Genomic DNA, 24,274 nt, shown 5'->3' with positions numbered 1-24,274 from the left:
AAGCGGAAAGAATGAAAAGACATGCGGATATTCTCAAATTGGCATTACCTGTGTTTTGGCGTACGATCAATGGTAATCAGGAAGGATAAAGACTATTAAAAGTCTAATTTTTCAGATACTGCCCTTCGTATCTTTTGCCTGTTTGGCCGAGTCACAGACTCACAGTTTTATCGTTGAGCTTGGATACAATGCGGATTCGCCAAACCAGAATTTATCTATAAAGCTTGAGTCGGACACATTGCCTGCAATGCAGATGGTTGATATGGAACCTTTACAAGGCAAACCAACAGAAATTATCAGCACAAACTGCTATTCAGGCTCAGACACGCCACCTGAAGATAAGCCCTATAGGCCAAGAGGTCTCTGGGAAAGCCTGACAACGGTTGTTGAGTCGGTTACTTTGCAACTGCTCTATGCCTCCAATGAAGTCATAGGTTACGAGCTGCTTCTGACACTTCAGGAAGACTCGCTATCCCCTCAACCTTTTTTATGGATACCCGTGGTAGCGACTGTTGTCGTTGGTTGGTTATCCAGAAATCGCTGGAACCCGGAAACGCCACTATTTAATCAACTCGATGAGCAAGAGTTTAACAAGCAACATGAACTTCAGATAATCTCATTTATGTTCGAGCCGCCTTCCAATAGCTCTCATTCATCAATGGTTCTATTCGACCCCCCGCAACCAAACTATCCTCATTCGTCTCGGGTCTACAATGCCAGGGCTAATACTCATGGTGGTGGTGATGGTGGCGGCTGGCAAGAAAGCCAGCATACCTTAGGTGATAACTGTTACATCGGCTGCTGCTGGGGAAGGTGCCAATATGCACTGCCTAATGAAGCACTTGTGTACGATAATCAGTACGACACCGATCAGTATAAAAATATATTCGCTGATGGATATGGGCAGCAAACATACGGGCAGGCCAATACTGAAAAGGATTACACCGGGGGGACAAACCATAGTACACATACTGAAAACTGTGTATGGGTGAGTTGCCTTGATCCAACTTTTTTTTTCGATTCGGATTCTGAAAGTACAGATGCTGCTACTCACTTTACTTCAATGAATTCTAACTCCTGCACTACAGAAGCGAACAGTACAACACCTTCAAAATCAGTCGCAATTGTCAACCCTAGTTGCAGAACAAGAATTGATAGCAGCCATATAGAAAATACAAATAGCTCTAGCCGAAGTAAAGTGGGTATGAATCGAGAAGACGAAAAAAATCACTTTCAATGCAATATCTGTGACAGGACGTTCGTAAGTAAAAATAGCCTGTACAGTCACAAAAGCCATTACCACTCAGGAGGGCTAATCTGCCCTGAGTGTAGAGAGGAGCTGCCCAGCAAAAAAGCGCTGTATGATCACAACCGGAGTAAGCACACCGGAGTGCAAATCTGCCTTGTGTGTAACGAGGAGCTGCCCAACAAAAAAGCGCTGGATGATCACAACCGGAGTGAGCACACCGAAGAGCAAACCTGCCCTGTGCCTGAGTGTTGCAAGAAGCTGCCCAGCAAAAAAGCGCTGTCGAATCACAAAAGCCAGTACCACACCGGAAAGCAAGTCTGCACAGTGTGTAGCAAGACGCTGCCCAACAAAAGAGCGCTGTATTATCACAAAAAAAAGCATTGAAGGCGCAAGTCTGTTCATGTGGATCCGAAAGGTAAAGAGTGATTCGGCTTCCAACACGCCTTAAAGAACTGTTCCATAAGAATGGCTTGTGGTGGCGTTTTTATCAGAAATACAAACACCGTATGCGCTCCGCCATCGTGGATAACGTCATCAAAATGCTCAGCTGCGGACTGACCGTTCGTGGCTATGCCGTGTTTCAGTGCAGCAATCAGAGCTGTACCCATCAAAAGAAAATCTGTTTCAGTTGCAAAAGCCGGTTCTGCCCCACCTGCGGCAAGAAACTCACGGATCAATGGATAGAAAAACAGAAAGACACCCTTCCTGATACCAAGTGGCAGCACATCACTTTCACTATGCCTTCGGAGCTTTGGGAGATATTCCGATATTTATTGTCCGGGCTTTGAGCCAAAGCCAGAGTGGCGATGAAATAGAATAATGCAATTGAGAAAAGGCACTTCATGAAGAGCATCTCTGGTTACGATGTTTAGGGCAGGAAGGTTTTGATTTCAATGTTGATTGATATATCAGATGTTCTTTAGAGAAAGCTTTATTATAAGTAGTGAATATTGATTGAGGTTGCTTTAAATTTCCGGAGTATTGTCAGTATCGTTAGTATTTATGCGCTGTCGTTCAGTTGATTATGAGGCACAACGGTATAAATCAAGAAATACCGCTTTTAAATGAATGTCCTGTTTAGCTAAACGCAGTTTTAACCCTGTTACAATAAACAACAAGGTATTTACCGAAGACTGCCTGTTCGTAAAATGTCAAAACTGATAACCTTTCGCCGCCGGGGTTGGGCAGGGGTTACCAAAACCTTTGCATTCAGCCCGATCTGATTCAATTTTGACCGTATTGAGTGGTAACGGATTTCGTGATTTCTATGTCTAAAGGGCAGCTGCCGCAACGCACCGGTTCCCTCCTCGTTAGTGCTCAGGGAGGGCAGCAGTGACTAACAGTAATTTCTGGCATGACAAGTTCTGGCATGACAAGTACCCTGATGGCGTACCATCCGAGATAGACACCGGACAGTACCGTTCTATTCTGGACGTTCTGGACTATTCCGCCCGCAAATACGCCGACAAGCCGGTGTTCAGTAATCTGGGGAAAACGCTTTCTTATGCAGAGCTGCATCACCAGAGTGGCCTGTTCTGCAGTTACCTGCAAAACCATACCGATTTACGTCCGGGTGACCGTATTGCCGTTATGTTGCCAAACCTGCTGCAATTCCCTGTTGCAGTGTTTGGCGCTTTGCGTGCCGGTCTGGTGGTAGTAAACACCAACCCGCTGTACACCGAGCGTGAAATGGAGCACCAGTTTAATGACTCCGGTGCCAAGGCTCTGGTGGTGCTTTCCAATATGGCGCATATGGCTGAGCGAGTGGTACCTAAAACCAGCATCAAGCATGTTGTCATTACGAATGTCGGTGATATGTTGCCAGCCGTTAAACGGGTACTGGTCAATGCTGTAGTGAAGCACGTTAAGAAAATGGTGCCGGACTACGTGGTGCCTGGTGCAATACCATTCACAAAAGCCATGAAACTGGGTGCGTTGAATAATCCTCTGGATGCTCGCAAAGAAGGCGATGAAACGGCTGTGCTGCAGTACACCGGTGGTACGACAGGTGTCGCGAAAGGGGCGATGCTGACCCACCGTAATATTCTCAGCAATATGTTCCAGACCAAAGCGATGGTGGCTCGCAATCTGGAAGACGGCAAAGAGCTGCTGATTGCACCGCTGCCGCTGTACCATATTTTCGCTTTCACCGTTCATTGCATGGTGGGCATGCTGGTGGGCGCTCATAACCTGCTGATTACCAATCCGCGGGATATGAAAACCTTTATGAAAGACATCAAGGGTAAACCGTTCAGCATGTTTGTTGGTCTGAACACCCTGTTTGTGGGACTAATGAAAAATGAAGAGTTCCGCCAGATGGATTTCAGCCACCTGAAAAACACGGTTTCCGGTGGTATGGCGTTGCAGATGGACACGGCGGAGCGCTGGGAACAGCTGACCGGTTGTAAGATCTGTGAAGGCTATGGCATGACCGAAACCTCGCCCATTGTCACCATCAACCCACTTGATCGCATCAAGCTGGGTACTATCGGTATTCCGGTACCTTCCTGTGAGCTGAAGGTGATTGATGATGATGGCAATGACCTTGGACTGAACGAGGTGGGTGAACTGTGCGTTCGTGGCCCGCAGGTCATGAAAGGTTACTGGGAGAACGATGAAGCCACTGCTGACAGCATTGATGCGGACGGCTGGCTGAAAACCGGTGATATTGCCACCATCGACGATGAGGGTTATGCCACCATTGTTGACCGTAAAAAAGATATGATCTGCATTTCCGGTTTCAACGTTTACCCGAATGAACTGGAAGAAGTGCTGGCGATGCATCCTGATGTTACTCAGAGTGCGGCTATCGGCGTTCCCCATGAGCGCAGCGGTGAAGCGATCAAGGTGTTTATTGTCTCTTCTAATCCTCAGTTGAATCGTGATGATGTGATTGCTCATCTGCGTAAGCATGTGACTGGTTACAAGGTGCCTAAACAGGTTGAGTTCCGCGATCAGTTGCCAACCACGAACGTAGGTAAAATTCTGCGTCGTGAATTGCGTGACGAAGAGTTGAAAAAGCTGGCGGCATAGGTAAGTACTTAATACTTACGATTGTTGTTTATAAAGAAAGGGCGGGTATAATCCCGCCCTTTCTTTATCTATCGATATCAGATCGCAGGAGAGCTGAGTGTCCGGTAAAAACGAACTACGCAGTGCCATTGACCAGTGCATGATCAGGGATCGCTATCTCCTGCGGCGGCAGTTGCAGCGCCTGAAGCGCAGCGATGAGCCAGCACTGAAAAAGCTGCAGGATCGTATCGAACGCTCAATGAGCCGCGCTCAGGCGCGGGCTGCCGCTATTCCTGCGGTGGAATACGATGATGCGCTTCCGGTCGTGCAGCGTCGTGATGAAATTGCCAAAGCCATTCGTGATCATCAGGTAGTGGTGATTGCCGGTGAAACCGGCTCGGGTAAAACCACCCAGTTACCCAAAATCTGCCTTGAGGCGGGTCGGGGTGTGCACGGCCTGATTGGTCACACCCAGCCACGACGACTGGCAGCCCGGTCGGTGTCCAGTCGTATTGCCGAAGAGTTGAAAGTGCCTGTAGGTGAGCAGGTGGGTTATCAGGTACGTTTTACCGACCACGGCAATGAAAACACCCTGGTCAAACTGATGACCGACGGTATTCTGCTGGCTGAGGTTCAGAATGACCGTTTTCTGAATCGTTACGACACCATCATTATCGATGAGGCGCACGAACGCAGCCTGAACATCGATTTCCTGATGGGCTACCTGAAGCATCTGCTACCCAAACGCCCTGACCTGAAGGTGATCATCACTTCGGCGACCATCGACGTTGAACGTTTTTCGAAGCATTTTAATAACGCCCCGGTGATTGAAGTGTCGGGTCGTACTTATCCCGTTGATGTGAACTATCGGCCTTTGGAAGATCTGGAACTTGAAGGCCGTGATGCGGATCAGCGTTTACAGCAAGGCATTCTGGCTTCCCTGAGAGAAATTGAAGACCTTGAGCGAGGCTCTAAAGGTGGCAGGCTGAGTGACGTGCTGGTGTTTCTCAGCGGTGAACGTGAAATTCGTGAAACGGCAAAGTTTCTGCGTGATGCCCGCCTGCCACACACAGAGATTCTTCCCCTCTATGCCCGTTTGTCGGCGGCAGAACAGAACCGTATTTTTCAGTCGCACTCCGGGCGTCGTGTGATTCTTTCCACAAACGTCGCGGAAACCTCTCTGACGGTTCCCGGTATTCGTTATGTGATTGATCCGGGTACGGCGAGGATCAGCCGTTACAGCGTTCGCTCAAAAGTACAGCGGCTGCCTGTTGAACCGGTTTCCCAGGCATCTGCCAATCAGCGGAAAGGCCGCTGTGGTCGTGTGGCAGAAGGTATTTGTTTCCGACTGTACAGTGAAGAAGACTTTCTTTCACGCCCTGAGTTTACCGATGCTGAAATCCTGCGAACCAATCTGGCGGCGGTTATTTTGCAAATGCTGCGATTGGGGCTGGGTGATATTGCTGCTTTCCCGTTTGTGGATTCGCCTGACTCTAAAGCCATTAACGACGGTTTTAAATTATTGCAGGAGCTGGGGGCGGTTAATGACGGTCGTCGCATGACCCGTGTTGGACGACAGCTTTCGCAGCTGCCGGTTGACCCGAGACTGGCACGTATGCTCATTGAGGCTGATAAAAACCGGGCATTGAATGAACTGTTGATTATCACCAGTGCGCTGGCGATTCAGGACCCGAGAGAACGTCCGGCAGAGAAACAGCAGGCAGCGGATCAGCGTCATCGGGAACATTATCACGACGACTCGGACTTTATGAGTTTTGTTCAGCTCTGGGAGAGTTACGAAGAGCAGCGTCAGGAACTGTCCCAGAATCAGTTGCGTAAATACTGTAAGCAACAGTTCTTGTCGTTTATGCGCATGCGCGAATGGCGTGACCTTCATCGTCAGCTGGCTTTGGCCTGCAAAGATATTGGGCTGAAAACAAACGATGACGCGGCCAGCTATGGCGACGTTCATAAGTCGCTGCTGGCCGGTTTGTTGTCTCATTTGGGTAACAAGGATGAAGAAGCGGATTACATGGGGGCGAGAAATCGTCGTTTTTATCTGTTCCCGGCTTCAACTCTGTACAAACGCAAACCCAAATGGGTGATGACGGCGGAACTGGTTGAAACGTCCCGACTGTTTGCCCGGGTCAATGCCAAAATTGAACCCCAGTGGATCGAGCCTCTGGCGGGTCATCTGGTGAAGCGGAATTACTTTGAGCCGCACTGGGAGAAAAAGCGTTCTCAGGTGGTCGCTTATGAGCAGGTGACACTGTACGGGTTGATTATTGTCGGGCGTCGTCGTGTGAACTATGGCGCTATCGATCCAGTGGTTTCCCGAGAGTTGTTTATTCGAGAAGCGTTGGTTGAAGGGCATTATCAGTCAAAGGGTGCTTTCCAGCAGCATAATCTCGACCTGATCGGTGAGGTGGATGAGCTGGAAGCCAAATCCCGTCGTCGGGATATTATGGTCGATCCGGAAACCCTTTATGCGTTTTACGATGAACGCCTGCCGGAAGGCATTCACAATGGCGCTGGTTTTGAGAAGTGGCGATCTTCCGCTGAGAAGGAGCAGCCTCAGCTGTTGTTTCTGACTAAAGAGTATCTGATGCGTCACGATGCGGATCAGGTAACTGAGAACAAATATCCGGATCGTTTACGCTGGGAAGGTCTGGAACTGCCGCTGACGTATCATTTTGAACCGGGCGCTATTGACGACGGTGTGACCCTGACGTTGCCGGTTCAGGCATTGCGTCTGTTGCCCAAACACCGCCTTGATTGGCTGGTGCCGGGTATGTTGTACGACAAGTGTGTAGCGCTGGTACGGGCGTTGCCAAAAGCGGTTCGGAAGAACTTTGTGCCAGTGCCGGATTATGTTCGTGGTGCCATGGAAGCCATGTCGATTTGTGATGAGCCGTTAACCGAGATTCTTGGTCATCATCTGCATCGTATGGCAGGGGTTCGCATTCTGGAAGAGCACTGGAATGTGGATGATCTTGACCCGCATCTGCGCATGAATTTCCGCCTGATTGATGAGAATGGCAAAGTGTTGGGGCAGGGACGCGATCTGGTCAAATTAAAAGAAAAGTTTGGCAACCAGTCGCAGGACAGCCTGCGTAAACTGACTGACAGTTCTCTGGAACAGGAAGGTCTGAAAGACTGGAGCTGTGGTGAGCTGCCACAGGAAATCACGCGTAAAGTCGGCGGGCTGGTGCTGAAAACCTACCCGGCTCTGGTGGATCAGAAAAACAGTGTGGCGGTGAAACTGTTTGAAGATCAGGGCATGGCGGCGAATGAGCATCGAAAAGGATTAACACGACTGTTCCGGTTCAAACTGTCAAACCAGCTGAAGTTTGCGCTGGGTAAGATGAAAAGTCTTGCTCAGGTGAAACTGCTGACCACCGGTATTGTTCAGGCGAGGGCATTAGAGGATGACCTGCAGAATTTCCTGATTGCTGAAGTGTTTGTCCGGAACCCTGAAGAGTGGCCGAGAAATCAGGAGGCTTTTCAGGCACTGGTGGATCAGCGCAAGGGTAATCTGGTGCCTTTTGCTGAGGACATCGACAAACTATTGCTGGAGATTTTTAAAACCGCTCACTCTGTCAGTAAGAACCTCAAGGGCAAGATTTCTTTTGATCGAGCGTTTTCTCTGGCGGATATCAAGGCGCACCTGGGGCAACTGATTTATCCTGGCTTTATGCAGGATGCAGGTAGTGAATGGCTGAGACATTATCCTCGCTTTCTGCGGGGAATTGAGCTTCGTCAGGAAAAATTGCCAGCCCAGATCAATAAAGACAGGGCATGGACGGAAGAACTGACCCTGCTTTATCAGGGCTGGGAAAAGCGTCGTGAAATTCACCGGAAACATAAACTGATGGATGAGAAATTGATGCTGTACCGCTGGATGCTGGAAGAGTATCGGGTATCACTGTTTGCCCAGCAGCTGGGAACCCGTTTTCCAGTGTCTGCCAAGCGACTGCGTAAACTCTGGGAAGAGGTTCAGGATGTTTAAACACCTATAATGTGACTGAATCTATTTAAAATGCCACCGAAATATAATCAGGTGGCATTTTTTATCGATAAGTAGCTGACCATTCGGAATCGAATATTTCTGGCTAATTGATCAAGTGCTATGCAAGGCGCAACGGCGGGAGCATAGCAAGCTATGTGACCAGAGTTGTAACGCCGCAGAGTGCTTGAGCAAGGAGTCAGAAATATATGATTTCGTGTGGTCAGATACTTACCTCTCATGATCAGAACAATCAGCAAGGAGGCTGAAATGATCAGAACTTTCTTAACGGTTATAGCCGTCTGTTTTTCATTAAACCTCTTGGCAAACAAAGAACTTGATTATCCGACTGGTGATAATTGGGAAGAGCAGACCGCTGTAGATGCTTCTGAAGATGCTTCTGAAGATGCTTCTAGAGATGTTTCTGAAGATGCTTCTGAGGATAGCTTTGATCCTGCTGGAATGTTCAATGATGAAGAAAGTGGAATTAACGATTATCAGGATGAGCAGTTTGATTCTGGCTATGAAGATGAGTATTACGATGAATCAATGAGTAGTGATGATGATTCGGAAGCGTATGATGACTTTGAGGGTGAAGATGACTATTCAGATCCAGAGGGTTATGAAGAAGAGTAATTGGTCATTCCTTGTGTTTAAACAAAGCCTTTAGTGTTAAAGCTTTATTGCAAAGGCTTTGTTTTCAGGTTCAATGTTTGTTACGTGACAGTCACTAAACTTTATTTTAATTGTCACGTCAAAGTAACACTACCCCACCAATATACCTCCCCGCACTAATAAGAAAAACGCCAACACACGAATAAGAACGAAAACATATCAAGGAGAGTTTGATGAAACTCAAGGCTATTTCTATGACTGTTGCTGCTGCAACAGCAGGGGTTGTTTTGTCTGCCAATGCCGGTGTTGTTAAAACAGAAGGTGAAGATATTATTATCAGCACCAAAAAAGGCGGGCTGGAGCTAAAGACAGAAAGCGGTGACTTTTCTTTTAAAGTCAGTGGCAAACTGCAATGGGATTATGCCAGCTACGACGATCTTTATGCGGGTATTGCAAAAGCAGATGACAAAGGACGTAAAGGTTATATTCGCCGGGCTGAGATTGGTTTCAGTGGCAAAGCCTACGGAGACTGGAAGTATAAGCTTTCCATGGAAAACAAAGACGACACCATCAAGCTTGATGACGCTAAAATCACCTACACCGGTTTTAAAACCGTTGATGTGACTGTTGGCCGCTGGGGTAGGGATTATGGTCTGGAAAACACAGTGAGCTCGTCCTGGATTATGGGCATTGAACGTTCCATGATGTACGACTTCCTGCAGGGTGGCGAAGGTAACAACTATGGTATTGAGTTCGCTACTGGCGGTGATAATTACACGGCAGTGTTTGGCATCCATAATGATGACCAGACTGATGAAAAAACCGGTGAAGAGCGTCTGGCCAGTTACGTTGTTCGGGGAACCTTTGCTCCCGTTATGGAAGACAATATGCTGGTGCACTTGGGACTTAACTACTACAACAAGAATCCGGATGCCAAGAATAAAGTAACACTGGGAACAACAGTGGGGCTGAAGAAAGGCTACGAGCTTAAACTGGAAATTGAAAAGGTAAAATCTGATTCCGAATACCTGCTTGAGGCCGCTGCCCAGTTTCAGTCATTGCAGCTTCAGGCTGAATACGCAGTCAGAAATCTGAAATCCGATAATGCTAATTCGGATGTGACAGTGTCTGCTTACTACGCTCAGGCATCATACATGCTGGATGGTGGTAAGCGTTCCTATAAAGACGGCGCATTTGGTTCGCCCAAAGGTGGTCAGTGGGAAGTGTTTGGTCGTTACAGTGATGTAAACCTTGATATCGACAGCGCCACCGATGATGTCAAACTGAGCAGCTATACACTGGGTGTGAATTACTTCCCTACCAAGAATATTCGTGCCAGCCTGAATTATGTTACTGGCAAGCTGGATGACGATGCCGTCACTGCTGATCAGAACGATAAAGGTTCAGCCGTTGTTGGGCGTCTTCAGTACGTATTCTGACCTTTTTAGATCGCTTCTTATGGTTGTGAGAGCCTCACCTTTATTCAGGGTGGGGCTTTTTTCTTTTTAATCAGGCAACAAAAAACACTTGACCCCGCCGGAAATAAAGCCGCATTTTCGACAAATTGAAAAAATCCCGACAAAAATTCATTAAAGTTCGAAATAAATTTGACGAAACAGTGATTTAGACCTTAACTGAATTAATAAGAGTATGTTTTATAGCGATTCTGATTAATTCAAGCTGTTTTTTTTCATTGCTTTGATGACAGGGACCGTCGTTACAATGGAGACAGTGGATCAGGTGCTCATCATAGAAGATGCTCAACAGCGTCGGCATGATCTCAGCACCATACTCGAATTTATGGGGTATCGCACCAAAGCTGTCGGTGCTGCATACTGGGAAGAAGCCGTTAGTGATATGGATAAGGGCGGCTTCTGTGCCTTGTTTCTGGGAGATTTTCTTCAGGCAGAAAGCTCTCTGCAGGGAATGATTGCCCGGATACAGCGTTGGAGCGGAGGCGTTCCGGTTGTCCGCATTGCCGAGCCCCTTCCCGAAAACCTTCAATCCTCTCTTCGCCGTCAAATTATTGCCCGCATTGACTGGCCTTGCACCAAACCACAATTACTCTCCTGTTTACATTACGGGCAGGTTTATCGTGAGCAGTGGCGGCAAGTGCATCAGACTGGTTTTAATCACCAGGTTGAACTGTTTCGCGGGCTGGTCGGTAAAGGCGAGAAAATACGCAAAGTGCGTGCCGCCATGTCAAAAGTGGCGAACAGCGATGTCAGTGTATTGATTACCGGTGAGTCGGGCACTGGCAAAGAGGTGGTTGCCCGCAACCTGCATGAACATTCCGATCGAAAGACTGGCCCTTTTGTACCGGTGAATTGTGGTGCGATTCCGCACGATTTGTTGGAAAGTGAACTGTTTGGCCATGAGAAAGGTTCTTTCACAGGTGCTATAACCACTCGGAAAGGTCGCTTTGAACTCGCCCAGGGCGGAACTCTGTTTCTGGATGAAATAGGCGACATGCCAATGCATATGCAGGTTAAGTTACTGCGTGTGCTACAGGAAAGAACGTTTGAGCGCGTGGGTGGTTCCGAGCAGATTGAGGTAAACGTCAGAATAATTGCAGCAACGCACAAAAACCTGAAAGACATGATTGAGGTGGGTGAATTCCGGGAAGACCTGTATTACCGGTTAAATGTATTTCCTATCGAAATGCCTGCTTTAAGAGAGCGACCTGAAGACATTCCCCTGATTCTAAATGAATTGGTGGGTGCCATGGAGAAACAGGGACGTGGATCAATCCGGCTCAGCTCTGCTTCAATCCTCTCCCTGTGTCGTCACGACTGGCCTGGCAACGTTCGGGAAATGGCAAACCTGCTGGAGCGCCTTGCTGTAATGTACCCTTATGGCGTTGTTGGTATTCAGGATTTGCCGCCAAACTTCTGCCACTTTGATCAGCACACGGGAGATGATGATGGTGTTGCGGATCTTTTCCCCGATAGCATCCAACCAGCAGGCAGTGGTGGCGTTGATGAACTGGCGGTATTACCCGTCGGCGGATTGGATCTTAAAGAATTTCTGACCCGTCTGGAAAAAAGTCTTATTCAGCAGGCATTGAGTGATTGCAATAATGTCGTTGCCAGGGCTGCTGATAAACTTCAGATTCGTCGTACGACGCTGGTTGAGAAAATGAGAAAGTACAGTTTGCATCGTTACGAAGAAGCTGCCCGCTAAATACTTAACTTTTTCTGCCATACAGAAAAACGCCATAGACTTGTCTATGGCGTTTTTTTTAACAGCCTTTTCTGTTAGTCACACCCATTCCCAGTTGTCATGTGTTTTCACTAACGCACGGTTATAGATTTCCTTAATAAAAAATACAGTGACATAAAACTGTCGTTTTATCTTTAAAAGATAATGCAGTGGTTTTGTGACAAAAAAATGCCTTTTTTTATAGGGTTTATCAAACAAGTTTGCCATTAAATCGTCACTATAAACTGACACTGTCAAATAATTTGCTTTACCTTTTTCAAGGAAATATCAGGTTTTATAAAAATGGCGACAGTGTTTGTGTAGTGTCAATTTGCCAGCACGACAAGAAAATGAATCCAATTATAAAAGATCAATTAAATCAATAGCTTATGCTTTCAATTGGATTGGGAGTCAAATTGCTGCCACGTCAATACAGTGACTAAAGATTGTTTTTGATGTTTTTTAGAGAATGGCATGGGTCTTGTTATATAAAAGGTAACGCTTAAAAAGTTGTTGAAGTAATCAATTGATGTAGCAGTAAAAGATAGATGTCGTTTTTAAGTCTCGACAAAAATAATCTAAAGCTGGTCAATTATGAACTCATCAACAAAACAAGTGATTGCTGTTGCAGGGTGCAAAGGCGGAGTAGGCAAAACGCTGGTATCAGTGAACCTTGCCCTTGCACTGGCGAAGAAAGGACGAAAAGTTGTTCTGGTCGATGGAAATCTCGATGTTCCGGATGTAGGGGTTACTCTGGGTCTTGAAAAAGATCTGGATATGAATGCACCAGATATCAGTCAGCTGGAAGCGTATGACCATGGTCTCTTAAGGCAGGGGCCAGCGGGCGTTAATGTTCTTACTCCCGGAGGAAAACCCATCTGGCGCGAGTCCATAAGCGTCGGTCATGCAGTGGAAATGATCGATAGCCTTGAGCCGCTCGCTCCCTCTCTCGATACACTGATTCTTGATACCTCGCCGGGCCTGGCTCCGGACAATATCACTCTGATTCAGGCTGCAGGTGAAATTCTTATTGTTGTTAATCAGGAAGTGGTTTCATTACTCGACGCATTACGTCTAATTCGGGTGCTGTACCGGATTTACGGTGTCCAGACGTTTGGGATCATCGTCAACGCTGTCAGTAATCGTCGTTCAGGTGCGCAACAGTTTGAAAAACTGCAGGTGCAATTGAAAGACGAGGTGGAAATTGTCCTCAGGTTTTTGGGAACCATTCCTTTCGACAAAACGGTAGCGGAATCTCTGGCGCAACAAAAAGCCCTGCTTGAACACAATCCTGATTGTCGTGCTGCCAAAGCCATTCTCCGTATTGCTCATCAGTTGTATTCCATGCCAGCTGCTCCACCTCGTGGGCGGATTGAGTTCTTTTTACCAACAAGAATAAAAGAGAGAGTTTAACCATGAACGAGATCACTCAAGAGTCTGGCAAGAAACCCTCAGAGCAGGAGCTAACCGAAGCTCAAAAGCAGCAGAAAAAAGCAGAAGTGACAGAGCTGGTTGAACTGCATCGCGGTCTGGTTAAACGCATTGCCAATCATCTGGCTGCCAGAATGCCAGCCAGTGTCCAGATCGATGACCTGGTTCAGTCCGGCATGATTGGTTTGTTGGAAGCTGCGGGCAAATACGACGCCAGTAAAGGTGCAAGTTTTGAAACATTTGCAGGCATTCGCATCCGTGGTGCGATGCTGGATGAAATTCGCAAAGGGGACTGGGGGCCAAGATCGGTTTACCGTAACAGTCGTAAAGTGTCAGAAGCTATTCAACGGGTTGAGTCCCGGCTCGGGCGTGATGCCAGAGATTTTGAAGTAGCGGCAGAACTGAATGTCAAAGTAGGCGAGTTTTATACCATTTTAAGTGATCTGCGGGGTTGCCGGTTGTTCAGCTTTGAAGAGCTGTTTGATAGTGAAGAGTCAAGGATGCAGGCACGATCTGGTGATCAGGGGCCTCAGGCCGACACTCAGGAAGAGAAGTTTAAATACGCACTGGTTGATGCCATTGAAAAACTGCCGGAGCGTGAAAAGCTGGTTTTGATGCTTTATTACGATGAAGAAATGAATCTCAAGGAAATTGGCAAAGTACTGGGGGTCAGTGAATCCCGTGTCAGCCAGATCCATTCTCAGGCCGCTCTGCGACTCAGAGGCAAACTACACCACTGGTTGAGCTGAGCTCTTCCAGTGCAGTCCTCTCGACTGACTCTCCTTTCAGGTCAGGAAGTTCTGATCATCAATGACAAGACGGTCAGTGCCTGAAAAGTCGATGATTATTGGTTAATTCATTGATTTTCGCCGTTCATATATTACATCGCTTTGAACAGATTATTTTTAGTTTCTTAATGTTCCATGTAGGCCGTCATGCGCTCCATATACTTTTTTATTAAGAAGTTTTATAACGGACTGTATCAATATGAAATGGATTTCTTATGTGGCAGGAATCATTCTTGCCTTGTCCAGCTCTTTTCTCTCCGCGCAGGAAGCCCCCGTCAATATCAAGGATGTCGTCACAGTGAATACCCACCAGGCCAAAAGGCTGCACGAGCTGGGAGCCCTGTTCATCGATGTTCGTCCACTGAATCAGTGGCGCTGGGGCAGGGTCGATGGCGCTCATAATCTTGATCTGAAATCAGGTTTCCGACAGTTATTTATGCCGGGGACTCTGGACAAAAACACACCGATCGTGATTTACGGTAATAGCACTTATCATATGCGGGGTGCCATCGCCAGCTATCTGGCTGCACTCTGGGGCTACAAACGCGTGTTTTTCTTCCGTGATGGCTACTATTCCTGGCTGGCTCTGGACTTTCCTGTCACTCTCAAGTCTGACTCGGATGTTGAAGAAGTGGTCACTATGCGGCCTGAGCCTGTAGTTGCCAGTGATGGTGATATTTGATCGCTTAAAAGCCTTTTGTTATCCACAGGTGCGGAAGACCCTTTCGGCCTGTGTATAACTTTACCCTCCTGTGTTTTTCTACTGATTTCGGTTTTCTATCCTATACGGCTGTGCATTTTAGGTATAATCCGGTACTGTTTCGTTAGCTGTGATTTTGCTGGTGGCATTTTCACCGTAAAAATTAATAAATAACAACGAGATAGTCTTTGCTGTAATGAGCTGGCGTATATTCCACAGATTGGGTTCTCCCAAATGGTTCTATGAAATCAGCGGCCGATGCTTGCCGTGGCTGTTACTGTCATCAGCTTTGCTGATCATTACTGGCTTGGGCTGGGGACTACTGTTTGCCCCTCCGGACTATCTGCAGGGAAACAGTTATCGCATCATCTTTCTTCATGTCCCCAGTGCTTTTCTGGCGTCTGCTATCTATGCCATGATGGCGCTGGCTGCCGCCGTCAGCCTTATCTGGAAAATCAAGCTGGCTGACATTGCGCTGCAATGCAGTGCCCCCGTTGGCGCATCGTTCTGCTTTCTGGCACTGGTTTCCGGTGCGATTTGGGGCAAACCTACCTGGGGCACCTGGTGGGTCTGGGATGCCCGCCTTACCTCGATGCTGATTCTGTTCTTTCTTTATCTCGGAGTGATTGCGCTTCGGGGGGCGGTTCAGGGAACTCATGCTGCTTCTAAAGCCTGTGCCATTCTGACGCTGGTAGGGGTAGTCAATCTGCCCATCATTAAATTTTCTGTTGAGTGGTGGAATACCCTGCATCAGGGAGCCACATTAAAGCTGACCAGCAAGCCATCAATGGCACCTGAAATGCTATGGCCACTGCTCATTTCTATTGCGGCCTTTTACCTGTTTTTTGCAGTCGTGCTTCTATTGCGAATGCGCGCCGAGATTCTGAGCCGCGAAAGGCGCACCCGGTGGGTTCAGTTATTAGTGAAACCTTCCTGAAGCCTTGTAGAGGGGGCAAAGCTTCAGGAAACGGAAAACCTTATAAATCTGCATCAGCAATAAACAGAATAAATTTTTGGGAAGGTGTTGGATGTATTTTGACAGTTTAAGCAGCCTGATGGATATGGGTGGGCATGGTGTCTATGTCTGGAGCACCTATGGGGTTGGCTTGCTGGTTGTTCTCTATAATATTCTGGCGCCTGTGCTGCGCAACCGGCAGGTGATCCATTCGATTCAACGGCAGTACCGAAGGACATCGGTAGACATAGCCGCGACACCACAGTCAGTCAGCCCTGTGCAAACAGCCGGAAATACTCGTAGAAGTGAGAAAGCAACAGGCAGGGGGGAAGCAGTATGAACCCGATTCGGCGACAGCGTTTAATTCTGGTTGTATTGCTGGTGTGTGGAGTCGGGCTGGCGGTGACGCTGATGATGCTGGCTCTGAAGGATAATATTAACCATTTCTACTCGCCCTCCCGGATTGTCTCCGGTGAAGCACCACTAAACAGTCGTTTTCGTGCGGGGGGCATTGTTGTACCGGGTTCTGTCAGCAGAGACTCCGGGGGGTTAACGGTGCATTTTAAAATCACTGATGGTTCGGCTGAAGTAGACGTGGAGTACACCGGCATACTTCCGGATTTGTTCAGGCAGGGACAGAGCGTGGTCGGTACCGGAAAACTGGACAGTCAGCGTCGTTTTGTTGCTGACGAAATACTGGCCAAGCACGATGAAAATTACATGCCGCCCGAGGTGCAAAAGGCACTCGAGAATGCCGCACCACATCCTATTAAAAAGCCCGGCGCTGAGGGGGGTGAAGAATGAATCCTGAACTTGGACTGTTAGCGCTGATTCTTGCATTTTGTATGGCTCTTCTGCAGGGGATCATCCCTCTGGCAGGCAGTTTTACAGGCCAGATACGCTGGATGAACATGGGCAGAACTCTGGTCTTTGGGCAGTTTGCCTTTGTGTTACTGTCGTTTATGTGTCTGGTGTATGCGTTTGTCAGTGATGACTTCTCGGTTGCTTATGTTGCCAATAATTCCAACACCCTGCTGCCACTGCAATACAAAATCACCGCCACCTGGGGTGGGCATGAAGGCTCATTATTGTTGTGGATTCTGGTACTGGCAGGCTGGACCCAGGCTGTTGCCATGTTCAGCTACCGTCTGCCTCATGAACTGACTGCCAGAGTGCTGTCAGTGTTGGGTATGATCAGTGTCGGGTTTTTGCTGTTTATTTTGTTCACTTCTAACCCGTTTGCCCGCATCCTGCCGTTTCCTCCTTTGGATGGTAATGACCTGAACCCTCTCTTGCAGGACTTCGGTATGATCGTTCATCCACCCATGTTGTATATGGGCTATGTGGGCTTTGCTGTCGTTTTTGCTTTTGCCATCGCTGCCTTGATAGAGGGAAAAATGGACAGTGCCTGGGCGCGTTGGGCAAGGCCATGGACGACAGTGGCATGGTGTTTTCTGACGCTGGGTATTGCTCTGGGCAGCTGGTGGGCTTACTACGAATTAGGCTGGGGTGGCTGGTGGTTCTGGGACCCGGTGGAGAATGCGTCCTTTATGCCATGGTTGGTGGGAACGGCGCTGATGCACTCTCTGGCAGTAACGGAAAAAAGGGGGCTGTTTAAAAGCTGGACCCTGCTACTGGCCATTTTCACTTTTTCTCTAAGCCTGTTTGGTACGTTTCTGGTTCGCTCGGGTGTATTGACCTCGGTGCATGCTTTTGCCAGCGACCCCGAGCGTGGACTGTTTGTTCTGGCTTATCTGGTGGTTGTGGTCGGCGCCTCACTGACCCTGTTTGCCTTCAGGGCACCTCAGGTGAAAGGGCGGATTGGTTTTGCCTTTCTGTCACGGGAAACCTTCCTGCTGCTTAACAATATCCTTCTGACCATTGCTGCTGCCACAGTGCTGCTGGGAACCCTGTTTCCACTGGTACTTGATGCGCTGGATATGGGCATGATCTCCGTTGGCCCTCCCTATTTCAATACGCTGTTTGTGCCTCTTTCAATGCTGTTGGCTTTGTGTCTTGGAGCAGGCATTCTGCTCAGCTGGAAGCAGAGTCTGGCATCCTGGCTATGGCTGCAGGTGCGTTGGATTGCACTGGTTTCTGCGGTGGGAGGCTTTGCCTTCAGTCTGCTTTACGGTGATCTGTTCCTGATTAGCGAAGCGTTAGCCATGGGACTGGTGTTGTGGATCGTGCTCACCATTGGCCGGGATATTCTACTGAAAACCCGTCATCAGGGATTGTGGCAGGGCATGAAAAAGCTGCGAGCCAGTTATTATGGAATGCAACTGGCTCATCTTGGGTTGGCAGTAACCTTTATCGGTGTCGCCATCAGTGCCGGTTATACCGTACAAAAGGATGTTCGTATGGCACCGGGCGATAGGGCGGTTCTGGGAGATTACACTTTCCGGTTCGATGGTATTCAGCGTCGGCAGGGGCCTAACTATCTGTCTGATTATGGCACTCTGACAGTGTTCAAAAATCAAAGGCAGGTGGCGCTGATGCACCCGGAAAAGAGGTTGTATCAGGTGCAGAACATGCCCATGACCGAAGCGGCTATTCATCCACGACTGTCCCGCGACCTCTATGTTGCACTGGGTGAAAGTCTTGGCGATGGCAGCTGGGCAGTCCGGCTGCATGTTAAGCCCTTTGTTCGATTTATCTGGCTGGGTTCTGTCTTTATGGCGCTGGGTGGGTTTATTGCTATTGCCGATCGCCGTTATCGTCGGCGGGTAACAAGAAAAGCGTCTGCGACCGCTTCAGACAAGGATGGAGCAGAAGGAGTAACAGCGTGAAGAAATGGACTCTGGTGCCTCTGGTTTTATTTCTGGTGTTATCTGTGTTGTTTTTTCAGGCGCTGTTTCGGGAAAATAAAAATGATTTGCCTTCAGCGCTTCTGAATCGCCCATTGCCCGCTTTTCAGTTACCAACTGTGCTAAACCCTGAACGCGTTGTTACGGAAAAAGACCTGTTAGGGCAGGTATCCCTGCTCAATGTCTGGGGGACATGGTGTATCGGTTGCCGGGTTGAGCACCCGTTTCTGATGGAACTGGCTGAACAGGGTGTCACCCTTTATGGCGTGAATTACAAGGATGAACAGAGTGACGCCCGGCAGTGGCTGAAGTTAAAAGATGACCCTTATGTTTTCAGTGCTGCGGATATTGATGGCAGGCTGGGGATTGATCTTGGCGTTTATGGCGCGCCGGAAACCTTTCTGGTCGATCGGCAGGGCATGATCCGCTACAAGCACATTGGCGTAGTGGATAAGCGGGTCTGGGAGGAAGAACTTAAATTTCGTTATCAGGCTTTATTAAAGGAGTCAGGCTAAATGCAAAGACTCGTTCAACCGATTATCTGCCTGCTGTCGTTCTGTCTGGTGATGACAGCAGGTGCTGCTGTCGTAGAAGACTATGTATTTACAAACCCCGAAGAGCAGAACCGGTTTATTCAGCTGACAACGGAATTGCGTTGTCCACAGTGCCAGAACCAGTCCATTGCCGATTCCAACGCTGGTATTTCAGAAGACTTACGTCGTGAAGTTTACCGGATGATCAATGAAGACATGGATGATCAGGCCATTATTCAATTCATGCAGGCACGCTATGGCGATTTTGTGCTTTACAAGCCGCGGCTCAATGCTGAAACCTTCCTGCTCTGGTTTGGTCCCTTGCTTCTTCTGATACTGGCATTGGGTATTCTCGGCTTATTATTAAGAAAACATCGCAAGACCCATCAGCCCGGTGTGCTGAGCACGGCAGAACAGGTTGAGCTGGATAAAATAATGGACGGTAAACAATGATAATGAATTTTTGGTTTTCTGCCGCCTTACTGATTCTGGCTGCCATTGCTCTCGCTGTCGCTCCTCTGCTGGTTAAACGACGCAAATCGTCTGGGGTTTCAGCTCAGGAAACCAATATTGAGGAGTTTCAGGAACAGCTGAAAGAGCTGGAAGCTCAACTTGAACGGGGGGTGGTTACCTCGTCGGTGGCGGCAGAGATGCGTGCGGAACTTGAAAAAAAATTGCTGGATGATGTTCCGGAAGCAGAACGGAAGTCCGGTCGCTCTTTTGATAGTCGCTCTTTTGATAGCCGCCCCGGTATTGCGATGTCTGTCGCTCTGCTGTTATTGATTCCCCTGTTGGCATTACCTTTGTACTGGAAGCTGGGTGCCCAGACCGAGTTGCAGGTGGCGGAAGCATTGGCTGAACCTGAACTGAATGCCGATTCACTGCTGGAAACTCTGGAAAACTGGCAGCAGAGAAAACCAGACAGCCCTCAGGCTCTGTATCTGCTGGGTGGACGTTATCTGGCTTTGGGACGCATGAGTGATTCAGAACAGGCTTATCGGCGCTTTTATCAACTGACAGACAGTGATCAGGGGGCTGCACAACTGGCACAGGTGTTGTATCTGAAAAATAGCAACCAGTTTGATCGGGAGATTGGCCAGCTACTCCATGAAGCCCTGACACGCAACGAGTTTAATACCACGGCATTGGGAATGCAGGGTATTGCCGCGTTCGAGCAGAAAGACTACGCCGGAGCGATGGCTCTATGGGATAAAGCCCTGTCGGTTGAAACCGATCCGGTTGCAAGGGAGTCGTTACTGACTGGCATTAATCAGGCGAAGAAGATGTTGGGTGAACCGATGCCAGGTGTCCGTGTGATGGTTTCTCTGTCGCCAGAGTTGCAGTCCCTGCCGGGGAATACCCGTGTCATGGTGTTTGCCCGGGCGAAAGAAGGTCGCATGCCTTTAGCCGTGAAGCCGGTGCTGGTGTCAGAGCTTCCAAGGGAAGTTGTATTAGACGACAGCACAGCGATGATGATGGGCGGCAATAAACTATCAGAAACCGCATTGCTTGATGTCGTCGCCACGATCAGTCTGTCAGGCGATGTCACCAATCCTGATTATAAAGGTGAAGTTAAATCCGTACGCCTGGAAAGTGCGGAAGTTGTTGAGCTGTTAATCAGGCCAGCCGGTTAATGCCGCTGGCCGGATTCATTTCACAAGGAAAGCGTCATCACTTGCTGGTGATCGACAGTCACTCCCCGCAGTGTTGCCGGTGTCCATGCAGGGCTGTTTTCAAGGGCATTCACAATAACGGTCTCTTCCTCTTTTGATATTTCAGACAGAATTTTAACGGAATCCGCGAAATTCTCCATCCATAGCCTCTCATTGGGAGCATAGCGACCTTTGAAGGTTTGGATGGAGATGGATAGCGAGGCTTGCGTAGAGCAAGCCCCTGTATTACTCTCAAACCACTGCGAAGCCCTGCATAATGGGTTTGGTGGCTGAGAAAACAGCCTACTCGACAGACAGATAAGCCTCTGGACAGATACTCAAGCGTCACCGTTGCTGGACTAAGTGGAGGGAGTAGGTCACTGTACGAACAAAGCGGGCTTTGGCAGGATCAGCAACAGGGTGTCCCTGCTGGTTAGCGAGCTGGGCAGAAGCAAAAGCAGTCAATGGCAACGAAAAGGCCAGTGCGGAAATGAAGTGACGCATAACAGTGAACAACAGGTGCAGTGAATTTATCTGATGGGAACGAGGGCTTTACATTACAGGAATAGAAACGATTCAGCTATCAGTACGGAGATCGTTCGCAAGATAAGTGTTGTCTGCCTTTATGCGGCTTGCTATGGTCTGATCTGACTATCTGCTGCCAAAACAATAAGAAGAAAATTATGCTGAAAAAACTTTTACTCGCCTCTGCCTGTTGCTTATCGCTCGCTGTTTCTGCCAATGACTATGTAGGCCAGTGGCACACCGTGAATGAAAAGACCAATGAAGTTGAAAGCCTTGTCTCCATTTATATGGAAGATAATCAGCTGAAAGGGCGTATTGAGCAGATCGCAGACCCCGAATCCAGAGATAAACTCTGTGATGAATGCACTGGAGAGTTCAAGAACCAGAAAATAGAGGGAATGACCTTTATCTGGGGGTTAACGAAGGATGGCGATAAATACGACGATGGTAAAATTCTTGATCCTGCTTCCGGAAAAATATACAGCGCCAGCCTGTCGCTGATAGACGGAGGCGAGAAGTTAAAAGTCAGGGGTTATCTGGGCTTCGCCTTGCTGGGCAGAACTCAGGTCTGGCTCAAGGCAAACTAGTTCAGTTCCTTTCAATCCTGCTTTATTTGACACTGGCCATATAGCCTTCTAATTAATAGTCAGGCTGACGTCTTGTCAGCCTTCTTTTTATTCTTAGTACTACCGTACAATTCCTTAATAACCTCTAAAGCCCTTGATATATGGGGCTTTAATTCCCTTTTCGTACTTTTCTGTACTATAGTATTCCTCACTATGCCGATAGAAACGGGGAGCAATAAGGGGAGCAAATTCGCCCTTTCCTTACAGGGAGCAACCCCGGCAGATCAAAAATAAGAACAGGAGTACAGGCCATGGGAAAGCTGACAGACTTACAACTGAGAAACCTACAAGGTAAGGCGAGTGAATCTGTAGGTAGTCGGGGGGATGGCGCGTTACTGTTCTGGAAACGTGCCTCAGGGAATGTTGAGGCTTACTATCGTTATCGAAACAAAGGTGACGAGAACCTTATCAAAGTAGGGCAGTACAAAATCACAAAGAGCAGCCACGGTTACACATTGGCTGAATGCAGGGACAAAGCTCAAGAGTTGGCAAGAACCCGGAGAGAGTGCGGTGGTGATCTCAAGGGTTATCTGGAAGCTGAGTTACTCAAGCAAAATCAGGCAGCAAAAGAGTTGAAAGCTCAGGCGCAGATAGAAGCCTCTCAAGGATCACTTCAACAGCTTTGCGACAACTATATTGCTTCTTTGAGAAACAAGAATAAAAAGAAGTCAGAAAAAGATGTCAGAAACGCATTGAACAAGCATGTACACCGAGCATTTCCTGAACTGTCAAAAACGAAAGCGCGTGATATCACTTCTGATGACATAGTTAAAATTATTCGGCGAATCATAGAGGGAGGTGGAACGACAATAGCCAATCGGGTCAGAAGCTATCTTCATTCCTCATTTGCTTATGGCATTAAAGCCGACAATGACCCAATGGAGCAGGTACACCACAATACACGTTTTCATATCGAGCATAACCCGGTAGCCAATGTTACCAGTCAAAAGGCTTTTGAGTATGTGAGGGAACGCACCCTTTCCCATGCTGAAGTGAAAAAGTTCTGGTATGGCTTTGATCACGCTATGGGAAGGTGTAGCCCGGTATTCGGCTTGTTGCTTAAACTTATGCTGTCAACTGGGGGCAACAGGCCAGAGCAGTTAATTGAATGCAAGTGGTCAGATGTGGACTTTGAAAGACGAACCCTTACCTTTATGGATGGTAAAGGGCGTGGTGAGCCTCGCAAACGGGTAATGCCGCTAACACCACGGTCAATGCAAATACTGTATGATTTGAGGGATATTTCAGGCAGCTTTGAATGGATATTTACTATCAGGGGAAGCAAACCTATCAGTGAAACTACGCTGGGTGTAAAGGTAGGCCGATACTGTAACTTTCTGGAAGTAGAAGCGAGAGCCAAAGGCGAGAAAGCCCCGGAGCGATTCACCCCAAAAGATTTCAGACGCACAGCAACCAGCTTACTTATTGAATGTCGTGTACCCCGTGAGCAGAGATACCTCATTCAAAGTCGTGAGGATGGCAGCATTGAGAGCAAGCACTATGATCATTCAGACCGACTGCCAGAGAAACGGGAAGCCCTGAAAAAGTACGATGCCTTTCTGGATAAGATACTGAAAGGTGAAAACGTAAAGGTCGTTGATCTGGAGCAGTATAAGCAGTCCGGCAACAAGGCATAGTTTTTAAAAAACATGCAGGGTAGGTCACCCGAAAATACCCGATTTAATACTGGAGGCGGCACAATGCCAGCACCAGCCAAACCGCAATACATTATCGATGAACAAGGCAATCGTGTTTTTGTTGTCCTGCCTGTCGATCAGTACCAGGAACTATTAGAAGACCTTGAAGACCTTGCCACAGTTGCAGAGCGCAGGGATGAAGACACGGTATCCCGTGGTGAAGTGATCAAGTCTCTGAAAGCTACCCAATACAACAGTAAATAAACTGGTAGCTTTGGCTGAATTGCTGGTGGACGATCCACACTCGGACGAATGCCGGAAGCTGGCAGGCACAGAACATACATATTGGGTAAGGGCTGGTGACTACCGGCTGATATACCAGATACACAACGGACAACTGATAATCGAAGTAGTGAAGGTAGGCCACCGGAAAGGGGTTTACCGGTAAGCGTTTGGTCAGACTAGGGAGAGCTACCCGAAAAGGCGGATTACCTACCCGCTCTGTCTGGCTACTTAATGTAGGTTTGCTGGGGGCAG

General features: G+C 48.2%; 22 protein-coding genes and 1 pseudogene. 21 read left to right on the top strand and 2 right to left on the bottom strand.

Going from position 1 to position 24,274, the window contains the following annotated elements; translation table 11 throughout:
* Window positions 1–253 precede the first annotated feature (253 nt).
* The 17 genes and pseudogenes from EZMO1_RS18100 to ccmI all read left to right on the top strand — a co-directional run bounded on the left by EZMO1_RS18100 (window position 254) and on the right by ccmI (window position 20,931).
* Window positions 254–1,633, top strand: coding sequence for a C2H2-type zinc finger protein (locus tag EZMO1_RS18100; RefSeq protein WP_187300028.1), 1,380 nt, complete (start codon window positions 254–256; stop codon window positions 1,631–1,633).
* A gap of 38 nt (window positions 1,634–1,671) precedes the next feature.
* Window positions 1,672–2,019 (top strand): annotated as a pseudogene (locus EZMO1_RS25810) (transposase zinc-binding domain-containing protein); the annotation flags it as partial.
* Window positions 2,020–2,581: 562 nt separating this feature from the next.
* Window positions 2,582–4,282 carry an AMP-binding protein gene (locus tag EZMO1_RS18090; protein ID WP_034876558.1) on the top strand — a complete coding sequence of 567 codons (1,701 nt, stop codon included), beginning with the start codon at window positions 2,582–2,584 and terminating at the stop codon, window positions 4,280–4,282.
* A 97-nt stretch (window positions 4,283–4,379) separates the two neighbouring features.
* Entirely contained in the window at window positions 4,380–8,270 is a 3,891-nt protein-coding gene (gene hrpA / locus EZMO1_RS18085) for an ATP-dependent RNA helicase HrpA (protein ID WP_034876559.1), read from the top strand.
* Between the two features lie 267 nt (window positions 8,271–8,537).
* Window positions 8,538–8,903 (top strand): hypothetical protein, encoded by a 366-nt coding sequence (locus EZMO1_RS18080; RefSeq protein WP_145912655.1) that lies wholly within the window; start codon window positions 8,538–8,540, stop codon window positions 8,901–8,903.
* Between the two features lie 212 nt (window positions 8,904–9,115).
* Entirely contained in the window at window positions 9,116–10,321 is a 1,206-nt protein-coding gene (locus tag EZMO1_RS18075) for an OprO/OprP family phosphate-selective porin (RefSeq protein ID WP_051790021.1), read from the top strand.
* A 262-nt stretch (window positions 10,322–10,583) separates the two neighbouring features.
* Window positions 10,584–12,065, top strand: coding sequence for a sigma-54-dependent transcriptional regulator (locus EZMO1_RS18070; RefSeq protein WP_275934919.1), 1,482 nt, complete (start codon window positions 10,584–10,586; stop codon window positions 12,063–12,065).
* Between the two features lie 612 nt (window positions 12,066–12,677).
* The gene (locus EZMO1_RS18065) at window positions 12,678–13,496 is read left to right on the top strand and encodes a MinD/ParA family ATP-binding protein (protein ID WP_034876564.1); all 819 of its coding nucleotides are present in this window, start codon (window positions 12,678–12,680) and stop codon (window positions 13,494–13,496) included.
* Between the two features lie 2 nt (window positions 13,497–13,498).
* Window positions 13,499–14,263, top strand: coding sequence for an RNA polymerase sigma factor FliA (locus EZMO1_RS18060; protein ID WP_082212119.1), 765 nt, complete (start codon window positions 13,499–13,501; stop codon window positions 14,261–14,263).
* Window positions 14,264–14,501: 238 nt separating this feature from the next.
* Entirely contained in the window at window positions 14,502–14,984 is a 483-nt protein-coding gene (locus EZMO1_RS18055) for a rhodanese-like domain-containing protein (protein WP_051790023.1), read from the top strand.
* A 214-nt stretch (window positions 14,985–15,198) separates the two neighbouring features.
* Window positions 15,199–15,939, top strand: coding sequence for a heme ABC transporter permease (locus EZMO1_RS18050; RefSeq protein ID WP_034876566.1), 741 nt, complete (start codon window positions 15,199–15,201; stop codon window positions 15,937–15,939).
* A gap of 91 nt (window positions 15,940–16,030) precedes the next feature.
* Complete coding sequence (gene ccmD, locus EZMO1_RS25805) at window positions 16,031–16,297, top strand: heme exporter protein CcmD (RefSeq protein WP_034876572.1); 267 nt, start codon at window positions 16,031–16,033, stop codon at window positions 16,295–16,297.
* Window positions 16,294–16,761, top strand: a complete 468-nt coding sequence (ccmE, locus tag EZMO1_RS18040; protein ID WP_034876574.1) for a cytochrome c maturation protein CcmE — start codon at window positions 16,294–16,296, stop codon at window positions 16,759–16,761. The genes ccmD and ccmE overlap by 4 nt, the downstream gene beginning before the upstream one ends.
* On the top strand, window positions 16,758–18,746 hold the full coding sequence (locus EZMO1_RS18035; protein WP_034876576.1) for a heme lyase CcmF/NrfE family subunit: 1,989 nt from the start codon (window positions 16,758–16,760) through the stop codon (window positions 18,744–18,746). Before ccmE ends, EZMO1_RS18035 begins: the two co-directional genes overlap by 4 nt.
* Window positions 18,743–19,279, top strand: a complete 537-nt coding sequence (locus EZMO1_RS18030) for a DsbE family thiol:disulfide interchange protein (protein WP_034876579.1) — start codon at window positions 18,743–18,745, stop codon at window positions 19,277–19,279. The genes EZMO1_RS18035 and EZMO1_RS18030 overlap by 4 nt, the downstream gene beginning before the upstream one ends.
* Complete coding sequence (locus EZMO1_RS18025) at window positions 19,280–19,750, top strand: cytochrome c-type biogenesis protein (RefSeq protein ID WP_034876581.1); 471 nt, start codon at window positions 19,280–19,282, stop codon at window positions 19,748–19,750.
* A 2-nt stretch (window positions 19,751–19,752) separates the two neighbouring features.
* Window positions 19,753–20,931, top strand: coding sequence for a c-type cytochrome biogenesis protein CcmI (ccmI, locus tag EZMO1_RS18020; protein WP_222842139.1), 1,179 nt, complete (start codon window positions 19,753–19,755; stop codon window positions 20,929–20,931).
* A gap of 20 nt (window positions 20,932–20,951) precedes the next feature.
* Here the strand turns inward: ccmI and EZMO1_RS26960 are convergent, their stop codons facing one another.
* Window positions 20,952–21,110, bottom strand: a complete 159-nt coding sequence (locus EZMO1_RS26960) for a hypothetical protein (protein ID WP_160174071.1) — start codon at window positions 21,108–21,110, stop codon at window positions 20,952–20,954.
* A gap of 184 nt (window positions 21,111–21,294) precedes the next feature.
* A complete protein-coding gene (locus EZMO1_RS27420) occupies window positions 21,295–21,453 on the bottom strand; it encodes a hypothetical protein (protein WP_222842138.1) in 159 nt (52 codons plus the stop codon).
* A 179-nt stretch (window positions 21,454–21,632) separates the two neighbouring features.
* On the opposite strand from EZMO1_RS27420, the gene EZMO1_RS18015 reads away from it, so the two are divergent.
* From EZMO1_RS18015 to EZMO1_RS25800, 4 genes are all read left to right on the top strand, one after another.
* Window positions 21,633–22,061, top strand: a complete 429-nt coding sequence (locus EZMO1_RS18015) for a DUF2147 domain-containing protein (protein ID WP_034876586.1) — start codon at window positions 21,633–21,635, stop codon at window positions 22,059–22,061.
* A 290-nt stretch (window positions 22,062–22,351) separates the two neighbouring features.
* Window positions 22,352–23,737: a tyrosine-type recombinase/integrase gene (locus tag EZMO1_RS18010; RefSeq protein ID WP_034876588.1), complete on the top strand. Its 1,386-nt coding sequence runs from the start codon at window positions 22,352–22,354 to the stop codon at window positions 23,735–23,737.
* A gap of 63 nt (window positions 23,738–23,800) precedes the next feature.
* Window positions 23,801–24,001, top strand: a complete 201-nt coding sequence (locus EZMO1_RS18005; protein ID WP_034876589.1) for a hypothetical protein — start codon at window positions 23,801–23,803, stop codon at window positions 23,999–24,001.
* Between the two features lie 10 nt (window positions 24,002–24,011).
* Entirely contained in the window at window positions 24,012–24,185 is a 174-nt protein-coding gene (locus EZMO1_RS25800; protein WP_201772202.1) for a type II toxin-antitoxin system RelE family toxin, read from the top strand.
* The last annotated feature ends 89 nt before the right edge of the window (window positions 24,186–24,274 follow it).

The sequence above is a fragment of the Endozoicomonas montiporae CL-33 genome (assembly GCF_001583435.1).
Taxonomy (GTDB): domain Bacteria; phylum Pseudomonadota; class Gammaproteobacteria; order Pseudomonadales; family Endozoicomonadaceae; genus Endozoicomonas_A; species Endozoicomonas_A montiporae.
This window is presented reverse-complemented; position numbering and strand designations above follow the sequence as displayed.

Coding starts and splice junctions, on each gene's coding strand:
- EZMO1_RS18010 (WP_034876588.1), top strand. CDS start 22,352: ATGGGAAAGCTGACAGACTTACAACTGAGAAACCTACAAGGTAAGGCG.
- EZMO1_RS18075 (WP_051790021.1), top strand. CDS start 9,116: ATGAAACTCAAGGCTATTTCTATGACTGTTGCTGCTGCAACAGCAGGG.
- EZMO1_RS18060 (WP_082212119.1), top strand. CDS start 13,499: ATGAACGAGATCACTCAAGAGTCTGGCAAGAAACCCTCAGAGCAGGAG.
- EZMO1_RS18050 (WP_034876566.1), top strand. CDS start 15,199: ATGAGCTGGCGTATATTCCACAGATTGGGTTCTCCCAAATGGTTCTAT.
- EZMO1_RS18070 (WP_275934919.1), top strand. CDS start 10,584: ATGACAGGGACCGTCGTTACAATGGAGACAGTGGATCAGGTGCTCATC.
- ccmE (WP_034876574.1), top strand. CDS start 16,294: ATGAACCCGATTCGGCGACAGCGTTTAATTCTGGTTGTATTGCTGGTG.
- EZMO1_RS18015 (WP_034876586.1), top strand. CDS start 21,633: ATGCTGAAAAAACTTTTACTCGCCTCTGCCTGTTGCTTATCGCTCGCT.
- EZMO1_RS18005 (WP_034876589.1), top strand. CDS start 23,801: ATGCCAGCACCAGCCAAACCGCAATACATTATCGATGAACAAGGCAAT.
- ccmI (WP_222842139.1), top strand. CDS start 19,753: ATGAATTTTTGGTTTTCTGCCGCCTTACTGATTCTGGCTGCCATTGCT.
- EZMO1_RS18025 (WP_034876581.1), top strand. CDS start 19,280: ATGCAAAGACTCGTTCAACCGATTATCTGCCTGCTGTCGTTCTGTCTG.
- EZMO1_RS18055 (WP_051790023.1), top strand. CDS start 14,502: ATGAAATGGATTTCTTATGTGGCAGGAATCATTCTTGCCTTGTCCAGC.
- EZMO1_RS18100 (WP_187300028.1), top strand. CDS start 254: ATGGTTGATATGGAACCTTTACAAGGCAAACCAACAGAAATTATCAGC.
- EZMO1_RS18035 (WP_034876576.1), top strand. CDS start 16,758: ATGAATCCTGAACTTGGACTGTTAGCGCTGATTCTTGCATTTTGTATG.
- EZMO1_RS27420 (WP_222842138.1), bottom strand. CDS start 21,453: ATGCGTCACTTCATTTCCGCACTGGCCTTTTCGTTGCCATTGACTGCT.
- ccmD (WP_034876572.1), top strand. CDS start 16,031: ATGTATTTTGACAGTTTAAGCAGCCTGATGGATATGGGTGGGCATGGT.
- EZMO1_RS18080 (WP_145912655.1), top strand. CDS start 8,538: ATGATCAGAACTTTCTTAACGGTTATAGCCGTCTGTTTTTCATTAAAC.
- EZMO1_RS18065 (WP_034876564.1), top strand. CDS start 12,678: ATGAACTCATCAACAAAACAAGTGATTGCTGTTGCAGGGTGCAAAGGC.
- EZMO1_RS26960 (WP_160174071.1), bottom strand. CDS start 21,110: ATGGAGAATTTCGCGGATTCCGTTAAAATTCTGTCTGAAATATCAAAA.